Genomic DNA, 26,456 nt, shown 5'->3' with positions numbered 1-26,456 from the left:
CCCTCGGCCAGGACTACCTCCCCACCCGCGTCGGCACCGCCAGCGGCATCACGCTCGGGCTCACCGTCAGCATCGGCGGCCTCGCCACCCCCGTGATCGGCGCGGTCGCCGACGCCACCTCGCTGCGCGCCCCCAGCAGCGCCTGGTCCAGCAGCCCGCGCGCCCGCTGCTCGCTGACCTCCCGCTCGCGGGCCCCGGCCAGCGCCTCGTCCAGCGCCGCGTCCGCCTCCTCGACCCGGCGCAGCCCGGCGATCGGGTCGTAGCGCCCTGCCGCCAGCTCCTGCCGTACGTCGGCCACGACCGTCTCGGCGCGGGCGATCCTGCCCTGGAGGTCGGCGGTGGAGACCCCGGCCGCGGTGCCGCCGAGCAGGCCGCGGGCCTCGGCCAGGTCGGTGTCGGCCTCGGTCAGCGCGTCCCGCAGCTTTCCGTCGGCCTCCGCCAGCTCCTGGGCCCTTCGGGTGACGGACTCGGTGAGCATGACCGCCTGGTCCAGCGCGCCCTCGGCGGCCCGTACGTACACCGCGACCTTGCCGTGATCGGTGCCGACGGCGGCCCTGGCCTGTACGAGGCTGGCGTGCGCGAATTCCAGCCGGTCCCTGGCCTCGGCCGGGTGGCCGGGGACCGGGTCGAGCGCGGCGTCCGCGTACTTCTGGGCCAGCGGCGCCAGCGACGCCTCCGCCGTGTCGATCCGGCTCGGCAGCGCCGCCGCCTTCGCCTCGGCCTGCTCCAGCACCTCCGGCGCGTTCGCCTCCAGGGCGCGCAGCCGGTCGAACGCCTCGGACTCCGCGTCCAGCCGCCGGTTGGCCTGGGTGCAGCGGGACAGGATCTCGTCCAGCATCTGCCGGCGGGTCGCGTCGTCCTCGGGTATCGCGTCGTCGAGCTGCTGCCGCAGCCGGAAGGCCGCGGTCAGCTCGGTCTTGGCGTACTCGACGGCCTCGGCGAACGGCCGCGCCGCCTCCTCGCCGAACTGCGCCGCCGCGAAGCCCACGTCCTCCTGGCTGGTGCGGACCGCGTCGTCGGTCTGCACCAGCAGGTGCTTGGCCTGCGAGTCCAGCTCGGGCAGCGGGGTCGGCTGCGGCGCGCCCCAGCCGCGTTCACCGGGCGCCGGTGCGGCGGGCTGTCGCGGGCCGCGCTTCCTGCGGAACGCCCACACCCCGACCGCGCCCGCGGCGCCGACGGCCACCACCGGAATCCACAGGTCGGCCGCGGAGTCGCCCGGCGGCGCCCCGCTGCCGCCGGGGTCCGCGGTGCCGGGGGTGATCGAGGGGACGGTCACCGGCAGACCGCTGAGGACCGCGTCGTAGCCGGTGGCCGCGCCGATCGCGGCGCCCGCCCAGTCGTTCTGCCGCAGCGCGGGCTCCACGGCCTGGCTGCTGACCTCGTTGAGCTGGGCGGCGGTCAGGCCGGAGTCCTGGTCGGCGGAGACCGCGTACTGCCGGTCGTGGGTGGCCACCGCCAGCAGGATGTCCCGCTGGCCCAGGCCGTTCTTCGTCGCGGTCGCGTTCGCCCAGTCCTGCGGGCTGCGGCCGGAGAAGGTGCGGACGTACGCCACGAAGAGCTGGATGCGCTGCTTCTGGTAGAGGCCGTCCAGTGCCGTGGCGACCTGCGGCTGGCGGTCGCCCAGCGCGCCGACCTTGTCGGTTGTCTGGCCGGTCCTGGACAGCGTGATCGGGTCGTCCGCCGAGGCTTGCGGCGCGCCGGTCAGTGTTATGAGGGCGCCGAGCGCCGCAACGATTCCTGCGAGTCGCCGCCGCATGCGTACCGCGCCTTTCGCCGCGCCACGGCCGCTTGCCGCGTGCTCCTTTTCGGAGGCTATGTCCCACCGCTCCCCCGCGCGACTCGAACTCCCTCCACCCCCTCCGGGGGCTTTGTCTTTCCCGCCCGCCCGCCCGTGCGGGTGTGTTCTCCGTCTGCGGGTGCCGCTTGTGCCTGGTCGGTGCCGGGCCGGGGTACCTCCTCGAAATCCGTATCACCTGGCCTTGGGTATCCGGTGCCGTTCCTGTCAACGTATTTCTGCGGGGGCACCCCGCCCCGTCCCCTCCGGTCCGTCGGCGTCCGCCTGTCCGGTGGGGGTGGCCGGGGTTGGGGGTGGGTGGGCTCGGGTACGGCGGCGCCCGCCTGTCCGGCGGGGGCTGAGGGGTGGCGGGGGTGGGTGGGGCTCGGGTACGTCGGCCGTCGCCCGCCGGTGGGGGTGGCCGGGAGGGGTGGGTGGATTTGGATACGGCGGCGTCCGGCCGTCCAGCCGGGGAGGGCGGGAGGGGCGTGGGTGGGTTTGGGTACGTCGGCGTCCGGCTGTCCGCGGGGGTGGGCGGGTTCGGGTACGTCGGCGTCCGTCCGCCCGCTGTGGCTGATGGGGGGGTGGGGGTGAGTTCGCGTCGGCGTTTGCCTGTCCGGTGTGTCTGAGGGTGAGGGGGTGTGGCTCGCCTTGGGCACTTCGCTGTGCTGAGCCCTTGCCAGCCCGGCAGCGCGCCCCCTCCCGCCCACCCCGAGCGGGCTGTCGGTCGTGGGGTGCCCGGGGACGGTCAGTCGCGCAGTGCCCGCCCCGCCCCCCTCCGCTACTTCACGGACAGGCGCCCGCCGACGGGCTCACTCCCACCCCCTCAGCCGTCTACGCGAGGGCGGACGCCGACGTACCCGAGCCCGCCACCCCCGCCGGACCGTCGGGCGCCGATGTACCCGAGCCCACCCACCCCCCTCCGCCCCCATGGGCGGCCGACGGCCGACGGGCTCGCCCCCACCCACCCCCCTCCCCGGCCACCCCCACCGGGCAGGCGGACGCCGATGGACCCGGAGGGGACGGGGCGGGGTGCCCCCGCAGAAATACGTTGACAAGAAGGTCACTAGATGCGCAGGGCCAGGTGTTACGGATTTCGAGGAGGTACCCCGGCCCGGGACCGACCAGGCACAAGCGGCACCCGCAGACGGAGAACACACCCGCACGGGTGGGCGGGCGGGAAAAGACAACCCCTATTCGGTCCGGCGACGGATTTTGTTGCCGAGCCAGATCAGCGGATCGTACTTGCGGTCCACCGCCCGCTCCTTGAGCGGAATGAGGGCGTTGTCAGTGATCTTGATGTGCTCGGGGCACACCTCCGTGCAGCACTTGGTGATGTTGCAGTAGCCGAGCCCGTGGTCCTCCTGGGCCGAGGCGGCGCGGGTCAGACCGACCTCGGAAGCGGCGTCCAGCGGATGCATATCGAGCTCCGCGATCCGCATCAAAAACCGCGGCCCGGCGAAAGACGTCTTGTTCTCCTCGTGGTCACGCACGACGTGACACGTGTCCTGGCACAGGAAGCACTCGATGCACTTGCGGAACTCCTGCGAGCGCTCCACGTCCACCTGCTGCATGCGGTACTCCCCGGCCGCGACCCCCTTCGGCGGCACGAAGGCCGGGACCTGCCGGGCCTTGTCGTAGTTGAAGGAGACATCGGTGACGAGGTCGCGTACGACGGGGAAGGTCCGCATCGGGGTGACCGTGATCGTCTCGTCGGACTCGAAGGTGGACATGCGGGTCATGCACATCAGCCGGGGCCGTCCGTTGACCTCCGCGCTGCACGACCCGCACTTGCCCGCCTTGCAGTTCCAGCGGACCGCGAGGTCGCCGGCCTGGGTGGCCTGGAGGCGGTGGATGATGTCGAGCACGACCTCGCCGTCGTTGACCTCGACCTGGTAGTCGCGCAGCTCGCCGCCCTCGGCGTCACCGCGCCACACCTTGAAGTGCGCTTCGTAACTCACCCGTCGAGCTCCTCGTCCGTCAGGTATTTGAGCAGCTCGTCCCTGTCGAAGAGGTCGAGCAGGTCGGCCCGGATCGGGTCCGTATCGTGCCGGCGAAGACCGATCTGGCCGTGGTCGGGGTCGGTGGCCGCAAGGCCCCCGGTGGGGTCGGTCAGCTCGCAGACCAGATTGACCTTGCGCCAGGTGCGGTCCATCTCCGGATGGTCGTCGCGGGTGTGGCCGCCGCGGCTCTCGGTCCGCTCCAGCGCGGCGCGCGCCACGCACTCGCTGACCAGCAGCATGTTCCGCAGGTCGATCGCCAGGTGCCAGCCGGGGTTGAACTGCCGGTGCCCCTCGACGCCCGCCCGCCGCGACCTGGCCCGCAGCCCGGTCAGCCGGGTCAGCGCGTCCGCCATCTCGGGACCGCGCCGGATGATGCCCACCAGGTCGTTCATCACCTGCTGGAGCTCCTGGTGCAGGGTGTACGGGTTCTCCGCCGGTTTCGGCGCGGCCCCGTCGTTCTCCGGGCCGGCGGGATCATCAGGATCCGCCTCCTCCGCGCTGAACGGCCGCAGCGCCTCGGCCGCGGCGGTGTCGATCTGCTCCTCCGGTACGACGGGACGCGCGCCCTCGCCGAACGAGGTCGCGTACTCGGCCGCGTACAGCCCGGCCCTGCGGCCGAAGACCAGCAGGTCGGAGAGCGAGTTGCCGCCCAGCCGGTTGGAGCCGTGCATGCCGCCCGCGACCTCGCCCGCCGCGTAGAGCCCCGGCACACCGCGCGCCGCGGCCGTGTCCGGGTCCACGTCGACGCCGCCCATCATGTAGTGACAGGTCGGGCCGACCTCCATCGGCTCCGCGGTGATGTCGACGTCCGCCAGCTCCTTGAACTGGTGGTGCATCGACGGCAGCCGCCGCTTGATCTCCTCGGCGGGCAGCCGCGTCGACACGTCGAGGAAGACGCCGCCGTGCGGGGTGCCGCGCCCGGCCTTGACCTCGGAGTTGATCGCGCGCGCCACCTCGTCGCGGGGCAGCAGCTCCGGCGGCCTGCGGTGGGTGTCGGGGGCGGAGTACCAGCCGTCGGCCTCCTCCTCGGACTGCGCGTACTTCTCCTTGAAGACGTCCGGCACGTAGTCGAACATGAACCGCTTGCCGTCGCTGTTGCGCAGCACCCCGCCGTCGCCGCGCACCGACTCGGTGACCAGGATGCCCTTCACCGAAGGCGGCCAGACCATGCCCGTCGGGTGGAACTGGATGAACTCCATGTTGATCAGCGGCGCCCCGGCCAGCAGCGCCAGCGCGTGCCCGTCGCCGGTGTACTCCCAGGAGTTGGACGTCACCTTGAAGGACTTGCCGATGCCGCCGGTCGCCAGCACCACCGCGGGCGCGTCGATCACGAACAGCCGCCCGGACTCGCGCACGTATCCGAAGACGCCCGCGACCTTCCCGCCGTCGGGGCCGCCGTCCTTGAGCACGCGGGTGACCGTGCACTCCTGGAAGACCTTCAGACGCGACTCGTAGTCGCCGGTCTCCGCGTAGTCGTCCTGCTGGAGCGAGACGATCTTCTGCTGGAGGGTGCGGATCAGTTCAAGGCCCGTACGGTCGCCGACGTGCGCGAGGCGCGGGTACTCGTGGCCGCCGAAGTTGCGCTGCGAGATCTTGCCCTCGGGCGTGCGGTCGAACAGCGCGCCCCAGGTCTCCAGCTCCCAGACCCGGTCGGGAGCCTCCTTGGCGTGCAGCTCCGCCATCCGCCAGTGGTTGAGGAACTTCCCGCCGCGCATGGTGTCGCGGAAGTGCACCTGCCAGTTGTCACCGGAGTTGACGTTGCCCATGCTCGCCGCGATGCCGCCCTCGGCCATCACCGTATGGGCCTTGCCGAACAGCGACTTGCAGATCACGGCGGTACGCATGCCCCGCTCCCGGGCCTCGATCGCGGCCCGCAGCCCGGCGCCGCCCGCGCCGACCACGACCACGTCGTACGCGTGACGTTCGACTTGTGTCATCTCAGAAGAACCTCGGATCGTCGAATACGCCGCTGGAGACCAGATAGATGTAGAGGTCGGTGAGGCCGACGCTGATCAGGGACGACCAGGCGAGCAGCATGTGACGGCCGTTGAGGACGCCGACCCAGCCCCAGAGGCGGTAGCGCACCGGGTGCGCGGAGAAGTGCCTGAGCTTGCCGCCCATGATGTGCCGGCAGGAGTGGCACGACAGCGTGTACGCCCAGATCAGGATGATGTTCACGAGCAGGACGACCGTGCCCAGGCCCATGTGGCCCCAGCGGTCGTGCTCGTCGCGGAAGCCGAGCACCGTGTCGTAGGTGAGGATGCCCGCCACCGGCAGCGCGAAGTAGAAGAAGTAGCGGTGCACGTTCTGGAGGATCAGCGGCAGCCGCGTCTCGCCGGTGTACTTCGCGTGCGGCTCGGCGACCGCGCAGGCGGGCGGTGAGGCCCAGAAGCCCCGGTAGTACGCCTTGCGGTAGTAGTAGCAGGTCAGCCGGAAGCCGAGCGGGAAGATCAGCACCAGCAGGGCCGGTGACAGGCCCCACCAGTCGCCGAACAGCGGCCAGTTGGCGCCGCCCTTCATGTCCGCGCAGTTCGACGCCAGGCACGGCGAGTAGAACGGCGAGACGTAGGGCGCCGCGTAGTAGTGGCTGTTGGCGAAGGCCCGCCAGGTCGAGTAGACGACGAAGGCCGCCAGGCCGAGGGCGGTGACCAGCGGTGGCACCCACCACCGGTCGGTCCGCAGATGCCGTTCGGAAATGGCCGCGCGCCCCGGCGTCAGGACGCCGCGGCGCGCGGTGGGGGAGGGGGTGGTTCCGGTGGCCAAGGAGGACTCCGAAGGAACGGGGGAGGGGACGCCGCCGGGTGCGGGCGCCGAGGGGTGCGGGGGTGGTACGGCCGCCGCGGGCCGGTGCCGCGCGCTACGGCGCGTGCCGGTGCGGCGAGCCCAGCCCCTCGTCCTCCGCGTCGGCCCACAGGCCGCGGTCGTACGGCGCGTCCGGGATCGTCACCATCTCGACCTTGCGGATGCCCGCGGTCGTCGGGACGGCCTCTTGCAGCAGAGCCAGGCTCTCCCGCAGATGGGCCGCGTCGGCCCGCACCCTGCGCATGTCCAGGCTGTCGCCCACGTGCTCGTCCAGCCGCCCGACGCAGCGCATCAAATCGTCGAGCCGCCGTTTGACCGACGTCAGATCGTCTTGCAGGGACATACGGATGCCTCACCTTCTCCGCCGTGCGGGGGTGATGCGGTCGGTGACGCTGCCGCGCCTGGAAGTGTCGCGCGTCACACCTCCGGTTGGGAAGACGCGTGCACCAATTCCCCTCCGGGGCGGCCACTCGACATCCGGGCCGGTGGTCCGGCGACAACCGAATGGCCCCTTCGGGGCCGGTGGTGACCTGCGGGAGCGTCGCGGCTGAGCGCGCAGGTCCCCGCGCCCCTGAGAACACGTGGCCGGCGTCCCAGCGCAAGGAGCCGCCCCGCCCCCCGACAGGGGGCCGTACGGGTGGAAGAGCGGGGCATTGCGGTCGTGTCGGGGGGGAGCGGCCACCCTCGCCCCCTCCACTGGGAAGTGATTAACCGCAAATCAGGCCACATGAGTATTCCCCCGGTCTATGCCGGGCCGCCGGAGGTGTCCGATCCATGAACCGCAGCGCGAACCCACCCGTATTGCGCGCCGCCGTGGCGCTGACCGCCGGGGCGGCCATGACCCTGACCGCCTGCTCGTCGGGCGGCGGCGCCGCCGGGACGGCGGGCACCGACATCGCGACGGTCTCGCGCGCGGGCGTCCGCGACGGCGGCACGCTGCGCTGGGCGACCGATGAGCTGCCCCGCACGCTGAACGCGTACCAGGCGGACGCGGACGCCGACACGCTGACGATCGCGGGGGCCACCCTCCCGGCGATGTACCGGCTCGACGGCCACGGCTCCCCGCGGGCCGACAGCGACTTCCTCAGCGCCGCGGACGTCGCGCAAGCACCGCGCCAGGTGGTCACGTACCACCTGAACCCCAAGGCGAAGTGGAGCGACGGCCAGGCGGTCGGCGCGGCCGACTTCGTCGCCCAGTGGAAGGCGCTGAACGGCAAGAACAGCGCCTTCTGGACGGCCCGCAACGCCGGTTACGACCGGATCTCCGACGTCCGGCAGGGCAAGGACGCCCAGCAGGTCGAGGTCACCTTCGCCAGCCCGTACGCGGACTGGAAGTCGCTGTTCAGCCCGCTGTACCCGAAGTCGGTGACCGGCGACGCGGACACCTTCAACGACGGCGTACGCACCAAGCTGCCGGTCGTCGCGGGCCCCTTCGCGGTCGAGGCCGTGGACACCAAGAAGGGCACCGTCACGCTGGACCGCAACAAGGCGTGGTGGGGCGAACCCGCCAAGCTCGACCAGATCGTGCTGACCGCCGTGCCGATGGACAAGCGCCCCGCCGCGCTCGCCGCGGGCGCCCTCGACCTGGCCGAGATCGACCCCGGCGCGGTCACCGGGGTGACCGCGACCAAGGGCCTGGCCGTACGGAAGGCGCCGGACGCCGCGTACGCGCAGCTCGCCATCAACGGCAGTACGGGACCGCTGGCCGACGAGCGCATCCGGCACGCCGTGGCCCGCGCCATCGACCGCAAGGCCATCGCCACCGCCGTGCTCAAGCCGCTCGGGCTGCCCGACGAGGCGCTCGGCAACCACCTGGTGCTGCCCTCGCAGGACGGCTACCGCGACAACAGCTCGGCGCTCGGCAGCAACGACGTGCAGCAGGCCCAGGCGCTGCTGGCCGACGCGGGCTGGACGCGCAGCAACGCCAAGACCGGCGACCAGGCGGCCGGCGGCCCCGGCCGTACCGCGGCCTCCGGCGCCGTCACCGTCGTGGAGCCCGCAGCCGCCGTCAGCAAGGCGGGCAAGCAGCTCACCATGCGCTTCGTGCTCCCGGCGGACTCCCCGACGCTGGACGACGTCGGCACCCGGATCGCCACGATGCTCTCCGGCATCGGCATCCGCACCGAGATGACCAAGGTCGCGGGCGACAGCTACTTCCAGGACCACATCGCCTCGGGCGACTTCGACCTGGCGCTCTACTCCTGGCCCGGCACGGCCTACCCGGCCACCGACGACACCCCGATCTTCGCCAAGCCGGTGCCCGCCCCCGACGGCTCGCTGACCGTGGCGCAGAACTACACGCGGGTCGGCACCGACCAGATCGACCAGCTCCTGGACCGGGCGGGCGGCGAGCTGGACTCCTCCGCGGCCCGCGACCTGACCTCCAAGGCCGACGCCCGGATCTGGGCCGCGGCCGGTTCCATCCCGCTCTACCAGCGCCCCGGCCTGGTCGCGCTGCGCACCACCGTCGCCAACGCGGGCGCCTTCGGCTTCCAGACCCCCGACTACCAGAACCTCGGCTTCCGCAAGTAGGCGCGGAGCAGCCGCGGAAAACCGTGCGATTACGGGCCCCGGCCCCCTCTGAAGGCAGCCATCGGCGGCCGAGGGGGGTTGGGGCCCGTACCATGGGGTAAGGCCGCGGCGTGACCTTGCCCGGCAGGCGAGCGCGTCAACGAGGAACGCGACGTCCATCCACGATTCCGGGAGAAGCGCCGCAGCATGTCCACGCGCCACGATATTCGTAACGTCGCCATCGTCGCCCACGTCGACCACGGCAAGACGACCCTCGTCGACGCGATGCTCAAGCAGGCCGGCGCATTCGCCGCCCACCAGCATCTCGACGATCGGATGATGGACTCCAACGACCTGGAGCGCGAGAAGGGCATCACCATTCTCGCGAAGAACACCGCCGTGAAGTACCACCCCAAGGGTGGCGGCGATGTCATCACGATCAACATCATCGACACCCCGGGCCACGCCGACTTCGGCGGCGAGGTGGAGCGCGGCCTGTCCATGGTCGACGCGGTCGTCCTGCTCGTGGACGCCTCCGAGGGCCCGCTGCCGCAGACCCGTTTCGTACTCCGCAAGGCGCTGTCGGCGAATCTGCCGGTCATCCTCTGCGTGAACAAGACGGACCGCCCCGACTCCCGGATCGACGAGGTCGTCAACGAGACGTACGACCTGTTCCTGGACCTGGACGCCACCGAGGACCAGATCGAGTTCCCGATCGTCTACGCGTGCGCGCGGGACGGCATCGCCTCGCTGACCAAGCCGGAGAACGGCACGGTCCCGGCCGACAGCGACAGCCTGGAGCCGTTCTTCTCCACGATCCTGTCCACCGTCCCGGCCCCCACGTACACCGAGGGCGCGCCGCTCCAGGCGCACGTCACCAACCTCGACGCGGACAACTTCCTCGGCCGTATCGCCCTGCTCCGGGTGGAGGAGGGCGAGCTGCGCAAGGGCCAGCAGGTCGCGTGGATCAAGCGCGACGGCTCGGTCACCCAGGTCAAGATCACCGAGCTGCTGATGACCGAGGCGCTGACCCGCAAGCCCGCCGAGATGGCGGGCCCCGGCGACATCTGCGCGGTGGCCGGTATTCCGGAGATCACCATCGGCGAGACGCTGGCCGACCTGGAGAACCCGGTAGCGCTGCCGCTCATCACGGTCGACGAGCCCGCGATCTCGATGACCATCGGTACGAACACCTCGCCGCTGGTCGGCAAGGGCGGCAAGGGCCACAAGGTCACCGCCCGCCAGGTCAAGGACCGCCTCGACCGGGAGCTGATCGGCAACGTCTCGCTGCGCGTGCTGCCCACCGAGCGCCCCGACTCCTGGGAGGTCCAGGGCCGCGGCGAGCTGGCGCTGGCCATCCTGGTCGAGCAGATGCGCCGCGAGGGCTTCGAGCTGACCGTCGGCAAGCCGCAGGTGGTCACCAAGGTGATCGACGGCAAGATCCACGAGCCGGTCGAGCGGATGACGGTGGACTGCCCCGAGGAGTACCTGGGCGCGATCACCCAGCTCATGGCGACCCGCAAGGGCCGCATGGAGACCATGACGAACCACGGCTCCGGCTGGGTCCGCATGGAGTTCGTCGTCCCGGCCCGCGGCCTGATCGGCTTCCGTACGGAATTCCTCACCGACACCCGCGGCACCGGCATCGCGCACAGCATCTTCGAGGGCCACGAGCCGTGGTTCGGCGACCTGCGGACCCGTAACAACGGCTCCCTGGTGGCCGACCGCGCCGGTGTCGTGACGCCGTTCGCCATGATCAACCTCCAGGAGCGCGGCGTGATCTTCGTCGAGGCGACCACGGAGGTCTACGAGGGCATGATCATCGGTGAGAACTCGCGGTCCGACGACATGGACGTGAACATCACCAAGGAGAAGAAGCTCACCAACATGCGCGCCGCGTCCGCGGACAACACCGAGAACGTGGTGCCGCCGCGCAGGCTCTCGCTGGAGCAGTCGCTGGAGTTCTGCCGCGAGGACGAGTGCATCGAGGTGACCCCGGAGACGGTCCGTATCCGCAAGGTCGTCCTGGACCAGAAGGAGCGGGGCCGCTCGGCGGCTCGGGCCAAGCGGTAAGCGCGATGCGCTCCTAGGGGCGCGGGGAGCCGAGCGACTGCCTTCACTGCCGGCCGGTGGGGGCTGGTCGCGCGCTCTCCGCGCCCCTTTTGGGTTTCCCGCACCGTCCGTTATCCGGACGTTCATCGCCGCTGAGCGGCGTAAGAAAGATCACACTGTCCGTTTCGAACCTGTCTGCGTACGTTCCAGATTGTCCGAATTTTGAGCAGGCTCCTCTGCCCATCGTGACCGAAGCGAAACCAGGCCCTGTTCCGAGCGACCTCAAACGTGCCCGATAGTGGACGAAGTTGAGCTCGGGTCAATGGGTCACGCGCTGATGGGGAGCGCCGACTCACGAGCACGGAAGGCCAGGCCCTTCTCCTGTCAGGGGTGTCAGGAGTGTCAGCGGCGACCGGCCTTCCTTTCACGTATCGACAGTGACTCCTGAGGAGGCAAACCCATGCGCGGTGCCAAGAGCGCCAAGTGGGTCATAGGCGCGGCAGTCGTCGCCCTCGCGGCAACCGCCTGCGGTTCCGGTGATTCGGACAACAAGGCCGGCGGTTCCAACGACGGCATCGTCAGGGCGTGGTGGGGAGACCCCCAGAACCCCCTGGAGCCGGCGAACACCAACGAGGTCCAGGGCGGCAAGGTCCTGGACATGATCTTCATGAACCTCAAGGAGTACGACCCCAAGACGGGGAAGGCCAACCTTGAGGCCGCTGACTCGATCACCACGACCGACCAGCAGAACTTCACCATCAAGATCAAGCAGGGCCTGAAGTTCTCCGACGGCACCCCGGTGACCGCCGGCTCGTTCGTCGACGCCTGGAACTACGGCGCGCTGCTGACGAACAAGCAGCTCAACGCGTACTTCTTCGCGGACATCGACGGCTACGCCGCGGTGCACCCCGACAAGGAGGGTGCCGCCCCGACCGCGAAGACCATGTCGGGTCTGAAGGTCGTGGACGACACCACCTTCACCGTCAAGCTCACCCAGAAGTTCTCCACGTGGCCCGACCGCCTCGGCTACAAGGCGTTCGCGCCGCTGCCGAAGTCGTTCTTCACCGACCACGCCGGCTACCTCAACAAGCCGGTCGGCGACGGCCCGTACATGATCGACTCGTACAGCAAGGGCACCAGCATGAAGCTGGTCCCGAACCCGAACTACACGGGCCCGAGCAAGCCGAAGAACAAGGGCGTGCTGCTGAAGGTCTACACCGACAGCAACACCGCCTACGCCGACCTCCAGGCGGGCAACCTGGACGTCCTGGACGACGTTCCGGCCGAGCAGCTCAGCCACGTGAAGTCGGACCTCGGCGGCCGCTACCTCAACCAGCCGGCCGGCATCATCCAGACGGTCTCCTTCCCGCTGAACCAGAAGGCGTGGAGCGCCCCCGGCATGGAGAAGGTCCGCCAGGGCCTGTCCATGGCGATCGACCGGAAGACCATCACCGAGAAGATCTTCCAGGGCACCCGCACCCCGGCCACCGACCTCACCTCCCCGGTGCTGGGCGCGGCCGGCGGTTACAGCGACTCCGTCGGCGGCGAGTCGGTCACGTACGACCCGGTCAAGGCGAAGCAGCTCATCCAGGACGGCGGCGGCATTCCCGGCGGTCACATGACCATCGGGTACAACGCCGACACCGGCTCGCACAAGCAGTGGGTCGACGCGGTCTGCAACAGCATCAACAACGTGGTGGGCAACAACAAGGCGTGCGTCGGCGCCCCCACCGGCACGTTCGCGGACTTCCGCAACCAGATCACCAAGGGTGAGATGACCCAGCCGTTCCGCTCCGGCTGGCAGATGGACTACCCGCTGATCGACAACTTCCTGACGCCGCTGTACGTGACGGGCGCCAGCTCGAACGACTCGCACTACAGCAACCCGCAGTTCGACTCGCTGATCAAGCAGGCGAACTCGGAGCCGGACACCGCCAAGGCGATCGGGTTCTACCAGGACGCCGAGAAGATCCTGATGAAGGACATGCCGGTCATCCCGCTCTGGTACCAGAACGGTGGCGCCGGCTGGTCGTCCCGTGTGTCCAACGTGACGGAGAACGCCTTCAGTGTCCCCGTCTTCACCGACATCACGGTCAACAACTGACCTGATGCCGTAAGCGCGCCCGCCATGGCACCCCGTGGCGGGCGCGCGTTCGGGGGGAACTGACAGCAACCGCTCGCGGTGCGGAGGTCGGCCGGGGTCACAAGCCCCGGCTCACGTCTGCCCCGATCCCTGGAGGACAGATGGGGCGCTACGTCATTCGACGACTGCTCCAGATGGTTCCGGTCTTCATCGGAACCACCTTTTTGATCTTCGTCATGGTCTACGCGCTCGGCGACCCGGTGGCCGCCATGTTCGGCGACCGGGCACCCGACCCCGCCACGGCGAACCAGATCAGGCACGACCTGTATCTGGACCACTCGCTGCCCGCGCAGTACGGGCACTACATGTGGCAGATCCTCAGCGGCAACTTCGGTACCGCCGCCACCGGGCAGCCGGTCACCGAGCTGATGGGCACGGCCTTCCCGGTCACCATCCGGCTGACCATGGTCGCCTTCGCGATCGAGGCGGTCGTCGGCATCGGGCTCGGCCTGCTGGCCGGGCTGCGGCGCGGCCGGTTCGCGGACTCGGGCGTGCTCGCGTTCACGCTGCTCGTCGTGTCCATCCCGACCTTCGTGACCGCCTTCCTGCTCCAGTACTTCGTGGGCGTGAAGTGGGGCCTGGCCAATCCGGCGGTCGCCGAGGGCGCCCCGATCGGTGACCTGATCCTGCCGGGACTCGTCCTGGCCGGTGTCTCGCTCGCCTATGTGGCCCGGCTGACCCGTACCTCGGTCGCGGAGAACTCCCGCGCGGACTACCTGCGCACGGCCGTGGCCAAGGGCCTGCCCAAGCGCCGGGTGGTCACCGTCCACCTGCTGCGCAACTCGCTGATACCCGTGGTGACCTTCCTCGGCACCGACCTCGGCGCGCTCATGGGCGGTGCCATCGTCACCGAGCGGATCTACAACATCCACGGCGTCGGCTACCAGCTCTACCAGGGCATCCTGCGGCAGAATCCGCCGACCGTCGTCGGCTTCGTGACGATCCTGGTGATCGTCTTCCTGGCCGCCAACCTGCTCGTCGACCTGCTTTACGCGGTCCTGGACCCGAGGATTCGCTATGTCTGAGATGTCCGACGCCCGGAGCACCGCCAACGCGATATCCACAGCGCCCGCCGGGCTGCCCGTGGACGAACCGCGCGGCCCCGGGGAGCCGTCGAAGCCGTCGCGGGACGGGGAGCGCGAGAAGCCGCGCAGCCTGTGGAACGACGCCTGGCACGACCTCAGCCGCAAGCCGATGTTCTACGTGTCCGGGCTGCTGATCCTCTTCCTGGTCGTCGTATCGATCTGGCCCAGCCTGATCGCCGGCGGCAGCCCGCTCTCCTGCGACCTCGCCAAGTCGCAGAACGGAGCGACCTCCGGGCACCCCTTCGGCTTCGACCAGCAGGGCTGCGACGTCTACACCCGCACGGTCTACGGCGCGCGCGCCTCGGTGTCGGTCGGTATCTTCGCGACCCTGGGCGTCACGGTGCTCGGCTCGCTGCTCGGCGGCCTGGCCGGCTACTTCGGCGGCTGGTGGGACTCGATCCTCTCCCGGATCAGCGACATCTTCTTCGGCATCCCGATCCTGCTCGGCGGCATCGTCTTCCTGTCCGTCGTCAAGGGCGGCAGCGTCACCACCGTCTCGCTCTTCATGATCCTGCTGGGCTGGCCGCAGATCGCGCGTATCGCGCGCGGTTCGGTCATCACGGCCAAGCAGCAGGACTACGTGCAGGCGGCGCGGGCGCTCGGCGCGGGCAACGCGCGGATGCTGCTGCGGCACATCGCGCCCAACGCGCTCGCCCCGATCATCGTGGTCGCGACGATCGCGCTGGGCACGTACATCTCGCTGGAGGCGACGCTGTCGTTCCTCGGCGTCGGGCTCAAGCCGCCCGCCGTCTCCTGGGGCATCGACATCTCCTCGGCGTCCGGCCAGATCCGCAACGCGCCGCACATGCTGCTGTGGCCCGCGGGCGCGCTCAGCGTGACGGTGCTGGCGTTCATCATGCTCGGCGACGCGGTGCGCGACGCCCTCGACCCCAAGCTGCGCTAGGAGGTACGGCGTTGACTGTCATCGATGAGACCGCGAGCGCCCCGGCGCCCGGCGTGCCGACGGCTCCGCTGCTCGAAGTACGGGACCTGCACGTCGAATTCCACACCCGCGACGGTGTCGCCAAGGCCGTGAACGGCGTCAACTACTCGGTGAACGCCGGGGAGACGCTGGCGGTGCTGGGCGAGTCCGGCTCGGGCAAGTCCGTGACCGCGCAGGCGATCATGGGCATCCTCGACATGCCGCCCGGCCGTATCCCGCAGGGCGAGATCCTGTTCCAGGGCCGCGACATGCTCACCATGTCCGGCGAGGAGCGGCGCAAGCTGCGCGGCCGGAAGATCGCGATGATCTTCCAGGACGCGCTGTCGTCCCTCAACCCGGTGCTGTCGGTGGGCTACCAGCTCGGCGAGATGTTCCGGGTGCACCAGGGTCTTTCGCGCAAGGCCGCCAAGGCCAAGGCGATCGAGCTGATGGACCGGGTCCGCATCCCGGCGGCCAAGGAGCGGGTGAACGACTACCCGCACCAGTTCTCCGGCGGTATGCGGCAGCGCATCATGATCGCGATGGCGCTCGCCCTCGAACCCGACCTGATCATCGCGGACGAGCCGACCACGGCGCTCGACGTGACGGTGCAGGCGCAGGTGATGGATCTGCTGGCCGAACTCCAGCGGGAGTTCAACATGGGTCTGATCCTGATCACCCACGACCTGGGTGTGGTCGCGGACGTGGCCGACAAGATCGCGGTGATGTACGCGGGCCGGATCGTCGAGAGCTCGCCGGTCCACGAGATCTACAAGCGGCCCGCGCACCCGTATACCAAGGGCCTGCTCCAGTCGATTCCGCGGCTGGACCAGAAGGGCCAGGAGCTGTACGCGATCAAGGGGCTGCCGCCCAACCTGCTGCGTATCCCCTCGGGTTGCGCCTTCAACCCGCGCTGCCCGATGGCGCAGGATATCTGCCGGACCGAGGTGCCCGTGCTGCACACGATCGGCGACGGGCGCGGCAGTGCCTGCCACTTCTGGAAGGAGACCCTCGATGACTGAGCCGATCCTCGAAGTCCGCAACCTGGTGAAGCACTTCCCGCTGACGCAGGGCATCCTGTTCAAGAAGCAGGTCGGCGCGGTCAAGGCGGTCGACGGGATCTCCTTCGACCTCTACCGGGGTGAAACGCTCGGTATCGTCGGCGAGTCCGGCTGTGGCAAGTCCACGGTCGCCAAGCTGCTGATGAACCTCGAACAGGCCACCGCGGGCGAGGTGTTCTACAAGGGCGAGGACATCACCAAGCTGTCGGGGCGGGCCCTGAAGGCCGTCCGGCGCAACATCCAGATGGTGTTCCAGGACCCGTACACCTCGCTGAACCCGCGCATGACGGTCGGCGACATCATCGGTGAGCCCTTCGACATCCACCCCGAGGTGGCTCCCAAGGGGTCGCGCCGTAAGCGTGTCGAGGACCTGCTGGACGTGGTCGGCCTCAACCCCGAGTACATCAACCGGTATCCGCACCAGTTCTCCGGCGGCCAGCGGCAACGCATCGGCATCGCACGGGGGTTGGCGCTCAACCCGGAGATCATCATCTGCGACGAGCCGGTCTCCGCGCTCGATGTCTCGGTGCAGGCCCAGGTCATCAACCTGATGGAGAAGCTCCAGGACGAGTTCACCCTGTCCTACCTCTTCATCGCGCACGACCTGTCCATCGTCCGGCACATCTCCGACCGCGTCGGCGTGATGTACCTGGGCCGGATGGCGGAGATCGGCACCGACACCGAGATCTACGAGCACCCGACCCACCCGTACACGCAGGCCCTGCTCTCGGCCGTCCCGGTCCCTGACCCGGCCGCGCGCGAGCATCGCGAACGCATCATCCTCAGCGGTGACGTGCCCTCCCCGGCCAACCCGCCCTCGGGCTGCCGCTTCCGCACCCGCTGCTGGAAGGCCGAGGCGCGCTGCGCCGAGGAGACCCCGCTGCTGGCCGTCCCCGCCCGCTTCCAGGGCGGCTCCACCCCGGCCACCCACGAGTCGGCCTGCCACTTCGCCGAAGAACGCGACGTGGTCGGCGCGGCCTGACCTCTTTCCGCCGGGCGGCCGACATGCCATGACGTCGGCCGCCCGCTCTCATCTCGGCGGGTCCTCGCCCGCCAGGCCGTCGACGGACTCCCGGATGAGATCGGCGTGCCCCGCGTGCCGGGCGTACTCCTCGACGAGGTCCAGGAGAATCCGGCGCAGATTGGGGTGTTCGCCGTCGCGGGTGGTGTACGCCCCGAGCTGGTCCAGGCCGCCCCCGGCGAGCGCCTTGTCGACCACGGCCCTGGAACGGGCGACCGACGCCCGCCACAGCGCCAGCAGTTCCTCGGGGCTGTCCTCGGCGGCCGTCCGGTAGTCCCAGTCGGCGTCGTTGTCCCAGTCCACCGCGTCCCACGGGGCGCCCACGGGCGAGTCCAGCCACAGCCGGGCGAAGTGGCTGTCCTCCACATGCGCCAGATGCTTGAGCAGCCCGCCCAACGTGACGCTCGACGCCCCGACCGTCACCCGCATCCCCGCCGCGTCCAGCCCCGAACACTTCCACTCCACCGTGGCCCGCTGCCGTTCGAGCGCCCCGACGACAGCCGCCGCCTCGCTCCCGGCGAGCGGCGGCTCCGGCCATGTCTCCGCACTGAACTCGGTCATGCCCGCAGACTTTAGCCAAGGGGTACGACAACGCGGCCGGGCCGCCGCCGCGCGCGTGCTGTCAGACCGCGAAGCGGTCCGCCTTCAGGTCAGCGACGAAGGCCGCCCAAGCGACAGCGGGGAAGACCAGGACGGCACCCTGTGGGTCCTTGGAGTCCCGGACCGGCTTACCCATCGCTACCGCGCACGCCGACTACCTCCGAGGTGTTCGTGCCGTTCTTCTACCGCCAGGGCGAGCGGGGCACGTGGTCACCCGTCACGGCGTCGGACGACGACTATCTACAGGCGGTCTACTCCGACACCGCGCTGATGACGCAGTTGGACTCGAGCGGCGTCCCCACGTCGTCATCAAGTGAACCCGGCCTCATGCTGACCATGCTGGACGCGCTCGACGCCGGACCCGGTGACAACGTGTTCGAACTTGGAACCGGCACCGGATACAACGCGGCGCTGCTCGCGCACCGTCTCGGGGCCGACAACGTGGCCAGCGTGGACGTGGACCCCGATCTCGTGCGCCTTGCCCGGGGCCGCCTCGCCGAGCTCGCATCCCACCCCACGCTCATTGCCGGAGACGGAGCCGACGGGTACCCGCCCCGCGCCCCGTACTCGCGGTTCATCGCCACGGCCGCTCTGCGGTCCGTCCCCGCCGCGCTGATGGACCAGGCAGCCGACAGCGCCGTGATCGTCGCCCCGATCGGCCTCGGGGTGATCCGGGCGACCGTCAGCGGTCAGGGCTACGCCGAAGGGCGCTTCCTCCCACGGCCCGCGCTGTTCATGCCGCGCCGCGTCCCCGGCAAGGGTCCGGATTTCGACAGGGCCCGTGACCAGGCTCCGGAAACCACCGCCCTGCCCGTGGCGGACGTGCTCGAACGGTGGAGGTTCCCCCTGTCCCTCGCCCTGCCGGGCTACAGCTCATGCTCATGGCGGTCCGACGACGGCGAAGTGACCGGTGTGGGGCTCTGGACCGAGGACGGTTCCACCGTCAGCGCCCACACGAACGGCCACGTCCGGCAGACCGGTCCGCGCCGCCTGTGGAACACCGTAGAAGCACTCGCGTCGCTGTTCCCCGCCGGGCGACCGGCCCGGGAGGAATTCGGCATCACCATCACGCCGAGCAATCAGCGGGTCTGGCACGGAGATCCCAGGGGTGTTTCGTGGAATCTGCCGACTGGCTGAACCCGTCACCGGGCGACGGTCACGACGGCGTGGCGGCGCGGTCGGAGTCGCTGCGCAGGACGCACATCTCGTTGCCCTCGGGGTCGGCGAGGACGGCCCAGCCGGTGCCGTCGGGGTTGCGGCGGTCGGCGACGAAGGTGGCGCCGAGCGCCAGCAGCCGCTCGACCTCCTGCTCGCGGGAGGTCTCGGGGCGCAGACAGAGGTGGATACGGTTCTTGACCGTCTTCGGCTCCGGCACCTGGTTGAAGTGCAGCACCGGGCCTTCGGCGAGCAGGACTTGCACCTCCGGGTCGCCGGGGCCGTCCTCCGGGTCCAGCGGACGCCCGGTGACCCCGCTCCAGAAGCGGGCCAGCTCGTACGCGTCCGCACAGTCGATCGCCACATTCTGCACTACCGAAACCATGTCCCGAGCCTCCCCGATCCGACCCCCGCGCGCCACCGGGTATCCGCCCGGACAGGACTCAGACCGTGCCGCTCTCCCACCACCACGCCTGGGCGCCGTAGGCGTGCTCGACGCGGCTGTCCATGTGCTGCCAGGAGTTGGCGTAGGACTCCAGGCCGGAGAAGCCGCTGCGCTCGGCGGTCTGGTAGAGCGTCTTGGTGGCGACGCCGGAGGCGGCGATGTCGGCCGCGATGCCGTACTGGTGCTGGGAGTTGGTGGCGTAGCCGTAGATGCTGGTGTTGTAGGCGACGCTGCGGAAGCCGGAGTTGACGTTCATCGGCTTGTTGCCGATCTTCTTGCGGACGGCCTCCAGCTTGTACATCAGCCGCCGCACGTTCTCCTTGACCGTGGCCGCGGCGACCTTGCCGCCGTTGAAGCCCTGGCCGTCGTGGCTGAAGAACTCCGAGAAGTCGAAGTGCGCGGTGGAGCCGTCGGAGGACTCCAGGGCGTTCAGCGAGGCGAAGGTCTGCGGTCCCGCCACCCCGTCCACGCCGAGGCCGTACGCGGCCTGGTAGCGGCGCAGGGCCGCGTACGTACCCGGTCCGAAGGAGCCGTCCACCCCGACGTAGGTGTGGGAGGCGGAGTCGGCGGCCCAGCCCGCGATACGGATCTGGAGTTCGGTGACGGCGGCGCCGCTCGACCCCTGCTGGAGTGAGGCGGGCCAGCCGTACGCGGCGGCGGCCGGGGCGAGGCCGATGCCCGCCGCGGTGGCGAGGCCGGCGCCCGCCAGCGTGCCGGTGCCGTAGCGCAGCAGGGTGCGGCGGTCGAGCGGGCGGGACGGGGCGGCGTGGGTGGGGCGCGCGTCGCTCACGGGACAGCTCCTTCGTGGGGAACGGGACCGGACGGCCGAGCGGGCGCGTCCGTCTCCATTCTTGACGCGGACAGGTCACTTCATGCGTGCCGTGACACGGCTTTCTGACAGTGCGTAGCGCAATGGCCAACGCATTGGACATGCCGACACGGAGTAGTAGAAGTGCGACTTTGGCTCTATTGCGGTGTCATGGGTGACTAAGTGTCATTTGTGATCCATGAGGAGGCACGCGATGCGCGGAGCCACGCGCTTGAAGTGGGCCGTCTGTGCGACGGCCGTCGCCCTGGCAGCCGCCGCCTGCGGCAGCAGCAGCAACAACAGCGGTGGGGGCGGCGGTAGCGGCTCCGGTGTCGTGCGCGCTTCCTGGGGCGACCCGCAGAACCCGCTGGAGCCCGCCAACACCAATGAGGTGCAGGGCGGCAAGGTGCTCGACATGGTCTTCCGCGGTCTGAAGAAGTACGACCCAAAGACCGGCAAGGCGACCGACATGATCGCCGACTCGATCACCACCACCGACTCGCAGAACTTCGACGTCAAGATCAAGTCGGGCTGGACCTTCAGCAACGGCGAGAAGGTCACCTCCGACTCCTTCATCAACGCCTGGAACTACGGCGCGCTGCTGAAGAACGCCCAGATCAACGCGTACTTCTTCCAGTACATCGACGGGTACGACAAGGTGCACCCGGACGCCGCGGGCGCCAAGTCCTCCGCCACCACGATGTCCGGCCTGACCAAGGTCAGCGACACCGAGTTCAAGGTGAAGCTCAACCAGAAGTTCTCCACCTTCCCCGACACCCTCGGGTACTCGGCGTACTACCCGCTGCCGAAGACGTTCTTCGACAACCACGCCGCCTGGCTGTCCAAGCCCGTCGGCAACGGCCCCTACACCATTCAGTCGTACACCAAGGGCTCCCAGATGAGCCTGCGCAAGTGGGACGGCTACAAGGGCCCGGACCCGGCCCAGAACGACGGCGTCGACCTGCGGGTCTACACCGACAACAACACCGCGTACACCGACCTCCAGGCGGGCAACCTGGACCTGGTCGACGACATCCCGGCCTCGCAGCTCAAGAACGTCAAGAGCGACCTCGGCGACCGGTACATCAACCAGCCCGCCGGCATCATCCAGACCCTCTCCTTCCCGCTGTACAACTCGCGCTGGTCGTCCGCGAACTCCGCGAAGGTCCGGCAGGGCCTGTCGATGGCGATCAACCGCCCGCAGATCACCCAGCAGATCTTCCAGAACACCCGCACCCCGGCCACCGACTGGACCTCCCCGGTGCTCGGCGCGTCCGGTGGCTACAAGGCCGGCCTGTGCGGCGCCGAGTGCACGTACGACGCGGCCAAGGCCAAGGCGCTCATCCAGGAGGGCGGCGGCCTGCCGGGCGGCAGCATCACCATCGGCTACAACGCGGACACCGGCTCCCACAAGGAGTGGGTCGACGCGGTCTGCAACAGCATCAACAACGTGCTGGGCAACAACAAGGCGTGCGTCGGCGCCCCCACCGGCACCTTCGCCGACTTCCGCAACAAGATCGTCAACAAGCAGATGGACAACCCGTTCCGGGCCGGCTGGCAGATGGACTACCCGCTGATCCAGAACTTCCTCCAGCCGCTGTACTACACCAACGCGTCGTCCAACGACTCGCACTACAGCAACGCCAACTTCGACAAGCTGGTCAACGAGGCCAATGCCGAGACCGACACCGCCAAGGCGGTCGGCCTGTTCCAGGACGCCGAACGCCAGCTCGTCAAGGACATGCCCTCGATCCCGCTCTGGTACCAGAACGGCAGCGCCGGCTACTCCGACAAGATCAGCAACGTCGAGCTGAACCCGTTCAGCGTCCCGGTCTACAACGAGATCAAGGTCAAGTGACGTCCGCCGGAGGCCGCACCGGTGACCCGGTGCGGCCTCCGGCCGCTCCGCTTCCCGCCACCCCCCGTCACTGCCCGGAAGGCCCTTCGGAAGGCACCGCATGGGACGCTATGTGATCCGGCGGCTGCTCCAGATGATCCCGGTGTTCATCGGCAGCACATTCCTGATCTTCCTCATGGTCTACGCGCTCGGCGACCCGGTCGCCGCGCTCTTCGGCGACCGCGCGCCGGACCCCGCCACCGCCGCCCAGATCCGCTCGGACCTGCACCTGAACGACCCGCTGTGGAAGCAGTACCTGCTCTACATGGGGAACATCTTCCGCGGCGACTTCGGCACCGCCTTCAACGGGCAGTCCGTCACCTCCCTGATGGGCAGCGCCTTCCCGGTCACCATCCGGCTCACCATCGTCGCCATCATCTTCGAGATCATCATCGGCATCCTGCTCGGCGTGATCACCGGCATGCGGCGCGGCAAGCCGATCGACACCGGGGTGCTGCTGCTGACCCTGGTCGTCATCTCGGTGCCCACGTTCGTGACCGGCTACGTGCTCCAGTACCTGTTCGGCGTGAAGCTCGGCTGGGTCAGCCCCTCGGTCTCGCCCAGCGCGCCGTTCAACGAACTGATCCTGCCGGGCCTGGTCCTCGCCCTGGTCTCGCTCGCGTACGTCACCCGGCTGACCCGTACCTCGATCGCCGAGAACACCCGCGCCGACTATCTGCGCACCGCCGTCGCCAAGGGCCTGCCCCGCAGCAAGGTGATCTTCCGGCACCTGCTGCGCAACTCGCTGATCCCGGTGGTCACCTTCATCGGCACCGACATCGGCGGTCTGATGGGAGGCGCGATCGTCACCGAGCGCATCTTCAACATCCACGGCGTCGGCTTCCAGCTCTACCAGGGCATCCTGCGCAACAACTCGCCGACGGTGGTCGGCTTCGTGACGATCCTGGTGCTGGTCTTCCTGCTGGCGAATCTGCTAGTCGACCTGCTGTACGCGGTCCTGGACCCGAGGATTCGTTATGCCTGAACAGAGCAACCCTCTCGACCCCGGCCAGGCCGTCTCGGCCGCGGGCTCCGGCGGCGGCTTCGACCTGGCGGCGGAAGAGGCCGGGTCTCTGGAGAAGGGGCCGGGACACGACGGCGGCGACCCCGCGGAGAAGCCGCGCAGCCTGTGGTCGGACGCCTGGCGCGACCTGCGGCGCAACCCCATCTTCATCATCGCCGCGCTGATCATCCTCTTCCTGGTGATCATCTCGATCTGGCCAGGACTGATCGCCACCCAGGACCCGCTGAAGGCCGACCTGTCCAAGGCCCAGCAGGGCGCGAGCCCCGGCCACCCCTTCGGCTACGACCAGCAGGGCCGCGACGTCTACACCCGGGTGGTCTACGGCGCCCGCGCCTCGGTCACCGTCGGCGTCTGCGCGACCCTGGGCGTGGTCCTCCTCGGCAGCGTCCTCGGCGGCCTCGCCGGGTTCTTCGGCGGCTGGTGGGACGCGGTCCTCTCCCGGATCAGCGACATCTTCTTCGGCATCCCGGTCATCCTCGGCGGCCTGGTCTTCCTGTCCGTGGTCACCAACAGCACCGTCTGGCCGGTCATCGGCTTCATGGTGCTGCTCGGCTGGCCGCAGATCGCCCGTATCGCCCGCGGCTCGGTGATCACCTCGCGGGAGAACGACTACGTGCAGGCCGCGCGGGCGCTGGGCGCGGGCAACTCCCGCATCCTGCTGCGGCACATCACGCCCAACGCCGTCGCGCCGGTCATCGTCGTCGGCACCATCGCGCTGGGTACGTACATCGCGCTGGAGGCGACCTTGTCCTACCTCGGCGTGGGCCTCAAACCGCCCACCGTCTCCTGGGGCATCGACATCTCCGACGCGTCCTCGCAGATCCGCAACGCGCCGCACATGCTGCTGTGGCCCGCGGGCGCGCTGAGCATCACCGTGCTGGCCTTCATCATGCTCGGCGACGCGGTGCGCGACGCCCTCGACCCCAAGCTGCGCTGAGGAGCCCGTACATGAGCACCGAGTACCTGGCCGCGGAACACACCAGCGCCCCGCCCAGCGGCAACCTGCTGGACGTCCACGATCTGCACGTCGAATTCCGTACCAGGGACGGGGTCGCCAAGGCGGTCAACGGCGTCACGTACTCGGTGGCCGAGGGCGAGACGCTGGCCGTGCTCGGCGAGTCCGGCTCCGGCAAGTCCGTGACAGCGCAGGCCATCATGGGCATCCTCGACTCGCCGCCCGGCTTCATCACCAAGGGCGAGATCGTCTTCCAGGGCAAGAACCTGCTGACGATGGTCGGCGAGGAGCGGCGCAAGGTCCGCGGCGCGAAGATGGCGATGGTCTTCCAGGACGCGCTGTCCTCGCTCAACCCCGTGCTCACCGTGGGGGAACAGCTCGGCGAGATGTTCACCACCCACCAGGGCATGTCGAAGAAGGACTCGCGGATCAAGGCCGTCGAGCTGATGGAACGGGTCCGCATCCCCGCCGCCGCCGAACGCGTCAAGCAGTACCCGCACCAGTTCTCCGGCGGTATGCGGCAGCGCGTGATGATCGCCATGGCGATGGCCCTGGAACCCGCGCTGATCATCGCCGACGAGCCGACGACCGCGCTCGACGTGACGGTGCAGGCGCAGGTGATGGATCTGCTGGCCGAACTCCAGCGGGAGTTCAACATGGGCCTGATCCTGATCACCCACGACCTGGGTGTGGTCGCCGACGTGGCCGACAAGATCGCGGTGATGTACGCGGGCCGGATCGTGGAGACCTCGCCGGTCCACGAGATCTACAAGCGGCCGGCGCACCCGTACACCAAGGGCCTGTTGCAGTCGATTCCGCGGCTGGACCAGAAGGGCCAGGAGCTGTACGCGATCAAGGGGCTGCCGCCCAACCTGCTGCACATTCCGCCCGGTTGCGCCTTCAACCCGCGCTGCCCGATGGCCCAGGACATCTGCCGCACCGATGTGCCCCCGCTGGCGAGGGTGAGCCCCGACCGGGCGAGCGCCTGCCACTTCTGGAAGGAGACGCTCGGTGAGTGAACAGCCCGTCATGCACAAGGACCCGGTCAAGGCGGCGCACGAGCCGATCCTCGAAGTACGCGACCTGGTCAAGCACTTCCCGCTGACCCAGGGCATCGTGTTCAAGAAGCAGATCGGCGCGGTCAAGGCCGTCGACGGTGTCTCCTTCGACCTCTTCCCCGGCGAGACGCTTGGCATCGTCGGCGAGTCCGGCTGCGGCAAGTCGACCGTGGCCCGGCTGCTGATGAACCTCGAAGTGCCCACCGCCGGACGCATCCTGTACAAGGGCGACGACATCACCAAGCTGTCGGGGCGGGCGCTGAAGGCCGTCCGGCGCAACATCCAGATGGTGTTCCAGGACCCGTACACCTCGCTGAACCCGCGCATGACGGTCGGCGACATCATCGGTGAGCCGTACGAGATCCACCCCGAGGTGGCGCCCAAGGGCGACCGGCGCAAGCGCGTACAGGACCTGCTCGACGTCGTCGGCCTCAACCCCGAGTACATCAACCGGTATCCGCACCAGTTCTCCGGCGGCCAGCGGCAACGCATCGGCATCGCACGGGGGTTGGCGCTGCGCCCCGAGATCATCGTGGCCGACGAACCGGTCTCCGCGCTCGACGTGTCGGTGCAGGCCCAGGTGATCAACCTGATGGGCAGTCTCCAGAAGGAGTTCAACCTCTCCTACATGTTCATCGCGCACGACCTGTCGATCGTCCGGCACATCTCCGACCGGGTCGGCGTGATGTACCTCGGCAAGATCGTCGAGATCGGCGGCGACGAGGCGATCTACGAGCACCCCACGCACCCGTACACGCAGGCGCTGCTCTCGGCCGTGCCCGTCCCTGACCCGGCCGCGCGCGAGCACCGGGAGCGGATCATCCTCGCCGGCGACGTGCCCTCCCCGGCCAACCCGCCCTCCGGCTGCCGCTTCCGCACCCGCTGCTGGAAGGCCCAGGAGCGCTGCACCCTGGAAGAGCCGCTGCTGGCGATCCCCCCGGCCTTCCGCGGCACGGCGGGCCCGGCCGAGCACGACTCGGCGTGCCACTTCGCGGAGGAGAAGCAGGTCGTCCCGAACGACTGACCGCGCGCCGCGGCCCGGGAGCGTGCGACGGGGGCCGACAACGCGAGACGGCCCGTACCCGGGTGGTGCTGGGGTGTCCGGGTACGGACCGTTTCCGAGCGGAGGCTGAACTGAGC

The 26,456-nt window shown here is 69.5% G+C and carries 22 protein-coding genes; 13 read left to right on the top strand and 9 right to left on the bottom strand.

From position 1 onward, the window contains the following. Positions 1-13 precede the first annotated feature (13 nt). The 5 genes from BGM09_RS34510 to BGM09_RS34490 form a co-directional block, all read right to left on the bottom strand. Positions 14-1,756: a TPM domain-containing protein gene (locus tag BGM09_RS34510; RefSeq protein ID WP_188285690.1), complete on the bottom strand. Its 1,743-nt coding sequence runs from the start codon at positions 1,754-1,756 to the stop codon at positions 14-16. Positions 1,757-2,967: 1,211 nt separating this feature from the next. Next, positions 2,968-3,735 carry a succinate dehydrogenase/fumarate reductase iron-sulfur subunit gene (locus tag BGM09_RS34505; protein ID WP_188285689.1) on the bottom strand — a complete coding sequence of 256 codons (768 nt, stop codon included), beginning with the start codon at positions 3,733-3,735 and terminating at the stop codon, positions 2,968-2,970. After that, positions 3,732-5,714 carry a fumarate reductase/succinate dehydrogenase flavoprotein subunit gene (locus BGM09_RS34500; RefSeq protein WP_188285688.1) on the bottom strand — a complete coding sequence of 661 codons (1,983 nt, stop codon included), beginning with the start codon at positions 5,712-5,714 and terminating at the stop codon, positions 3,732-3,734. The genes BGM09_RS34505 and BGM09_RS34500 overlap by 4 nt, the downstream gene beginning before the upstream one ends. Before the next feature lies 1 nt (position 5,715). Further along, entirely contained in the window at positions 5,716-6,540 is an 825-nt protein-coding gene (locus BGM09_RS34495) for a hypothetical protein (protein WP_188285687.1), read from the bottom strand. A gap of 94 nt (positions 6,541-6,634) precedes the next feature. Continuing rightward, positions 6,635-6,922 carry a hypothetical protein gene (locus BGM09_RS34490; RefSeq protein WP_188285686.1) on the bottom strand — a complete coding sequence of 96 codons (288 nt, stop codon included), beginning with the start codon at positions 6,920-6,922 and terminating at the stop codon, positions 6,635-6,637. A gap of 431 nt (positions 6,923-7,353) precedes the next feature. Between BGM09_RS34490 and BGM09_RS34485 the strand changes: the two genes are divergently transcribed. From BGM09_RS34485 to BGM09_RS34455, 7 genes are all read left to right on the top strand, one after another. Then, a complete protein-coding gene (locus tag BGM09_RS34485; protein ID WP_188285685.1) occupies positions 7,354-9,111 on the top strand; it encodes an ABC transporter family substrate-binding protein in 1,758 nt (585 codons plus the stop codon). A gap of 186 nt (positions 9,112-9,297) precedes the next feature. After that, positions 9,298-11,163 carry a translational GTPase TypA gene (typA, locus tag BGM09_RS34480; protein ID WP_188285684.1) on the top strand — a complete coding sequence of 622 codons (1,866 nt, stop codon included), beginning with the start codon at positions 9,298-9,300 and terminating at the stop codon, positions 11,161-11,163. Positions 11,164-11,602: 439 nt separating this feature from the next. Then, positions 11,603-13,246: an ABC transporter substrate-binding protein gene (locus tag BGM09_RS34475; RefSeq protein WP_188285683.1), complete on the top strand. Its 1,644-nt coding sequence runs from the start codon at positions 11,603-11,605 to the stop codon at positions 13,244-13,246. Positions 13,247-13,386: 140 nt separating this feature from the next. Beyond that, complete coding sequence (locus BGM09_RS34470) at positions 13,387-14,310, top strand: ABC transporter permease (RefSeq protein ID WP_188285682.1); 924 nt, start codon at positions 13,387-13,389, stop codon at positions 14,308-14,310. After that, positions 14,303-15,274, top strand: a complete 972-nt coding sequence (locus tag BGM09_RS34465; RefSeq protein ID WP_411158401.1) for an ABC transporter permease — start codon at positions 14,303-14,305, stop codon at positions 15,272-15,274. Before BGM09_RS34470 ends, BGM09_RS34465 begins: the two co-directional genes overlap by 8 nt. Positions 15,275-15,285: 11 nt before the next feature. Beyond that, positions 15,286-16,314, top strand: coding sequence for an ABC transporter ATP-binding protein (locus BGM09_RS34460; RefSeq protein ID WP_188285681.1), 1,029 nt, complete (start codon positions 15,286-15,288; stop codon positions 16,312-16,314). Further along, the gene (locus BGM09_RS34455) at positions 16,307-17,335 is read left to right on the top strand and encodes an ABC transporter ATP-binding protein (RefSeq protein ID WP_188285680.1); all 1,029 of its coding nucleotides are present in this window, start codon (positions 16,307-16,309) and stop codon (positions 17,333-17,335) included. The genes BGM09_RS34460 and BGM09_RS34455 overlap by 8 nt, the downstream gene beginning before the upstream one ends. A gap of 48 nt (positions 17,336-17,383) precedes the next feature. Here the strand turns inward: BGM09_RS34455 and BGM09_RS34450 are convergent, their stop codons facing one another. Then, a complete protein-coding gene (locus tag BGM09_RS34450; RefSeq protein ID WP_188285679.1) occupies positions 17,384-17,935 on the bottom strand; it encodes a DinB family protein in 552 nt (183 codons plus the stop codon). Positions 17,936-17,996: 61 nt separating this feature from the next. Next, positions 17,997-18,110, bottom strand: coding sequence for a DUF397 domain-containing protein (locus BGM09_RS34445; RefSeq protein ID WP_188285678.1), 114 nt, complete (start codon positions 18,108-18,110; stop codon positions 17,997-17,999). A gap of 29 nt (positions 18,111-18,139) precedes the next feature. On the opposite strand from BGM09_RS34445, the gene BGM09_RS34440 reads away from it, so the two are divergent. Then, complete coding sequence (locus BGM09_RS34440) at positions 18,140-19,111, top strand: methyltransferase domain-containing protein (protein WP_317453006.1); 972 nt, start codon at positions 18,140-18,142, stop codon at positions 19,109-19,111. A 19-nt stretch (positions 19,112-19,130) separates the two neighbouring features. Here BGM09_RS34440 and BGM09_RS34435 read toward each other — a convergent pair whose 3' ends face one another. Together BGM09_RS34435 and BGM09_RS34430 are read right to left on the bottom strand one after the other, a co-directional pair. After that, on the bottom strand, positions 19,131-19,514 hold the full coding sequence (locus tag BGM09_RS34435) for a VOC family protein (RefSeq protein ID WP_188285676.1): 384 nt from the start codon (positions 19,512-19,514) through the stop codon (positions 19,131-19,133). 58 nt (positions 19,515-19,572) lie between these two features. Next, positions 19,573-20,364 carry a D-Ala-D-Ala carboxypeptidase family metallohydrolase gene (locus BGM09_RS34430; RefSeq protein ID WP_317453005.1) on the bottom strand — a complete coding sequence of 264 codons (792 nt, stop codon included), beginning with the start codon at positions 20,362-20,364 and terminating at the stop codon, positions 19,573-19,575. 232 nt (positions 20,365-20,596) lie between these two features. Here BGM09_RS34430 and BGM09_RS34425 point away from each other — a divergent pair, with 232 nt between their 5' ends. The 5 genes from BGM09_RS34425 (at position 20,597) to BGM09_RS34405 (ending at position 26,340) form a co-directional block, all read left to right on the top strand. Beyond that, positions 20,597-22,240 (top strand): ABC transporter substrate-binding protein, encoded by a 1,644-nt coding sequence (locus tag BGM09_RS34425; protein ID WP_188285675.1) that lies wholly within the window; start codon positions 20,597-20,599, stop codon positions 22,238-22,240. Between the two features lie 100 nt (positions 22,241-22,340). Then, positions 22,341-23,264, top strand: a complete 924-nt coding sequence (locus BGM09_RS34420; RefSeq protein WP_188285674.1) for an ABC transporter permease — start codon at positions 22,341-22,343, stop codon at positions 23,262-23,264. Further along, positions 23,257-24,240 carry an ABC transporter permease gene (locus BGM09_RS34415; protein WP_188285673.1) on the top strand — a complete coding sequence of 328 codons (984 nt, stop codon included), beginning with the start codon at positions 23,257-23,259 and terminating at the stop codon, positions 24,238-24,240. The genes BGM09_RS34420 and BGM09_RS34415 overlap by 8 nt, the downstream gene beginning before the upstream one ends. 11 nt (positions 24,241-24,251) lie before the next feature. Further along, positions 24,252-25,277 carry an ABC transporter ATP-binding protein gene (locus BGM09_RS34410; RefSeq protein ID WP_188285672.1) on the top strand — a complete coding sequence of 342 codons (1,026 nt, stop codon included), beginning with the start codon at positions 24,252-24,254 and terminating at the stop codon, positions 25,275-25,277. Positions 25,278-25,287: 10 nt separating this feature from the next. Beyond that, positions 25,288-26,340 carry an ABC transporter ATP-binding protein gene (locus tag BGM09_RS34405; RefSeq protein WP_188285694.1) on the top strand — a complete coding sequence of 351 codons (1,053 nt, stop codon included), beginning with the start codon at positions 25,288-25,290 and terminating at the stop codon, positions 26,338-26,340. Positions 26,341-26,456: the final 116 nt, after the last annotated feature.

This window comes from Streptomyces sp. CBMA29 (assembly GCF_014596445.1).
Classification (GTDB): Bacteria; Actinomycetota; Actinomycetes; order Streptomycetales; family Streptomycetaceae; genus Actinacidiphila.
This window is presented reverse-complemented; position numbering and strand designations above follow the sequence as displayed.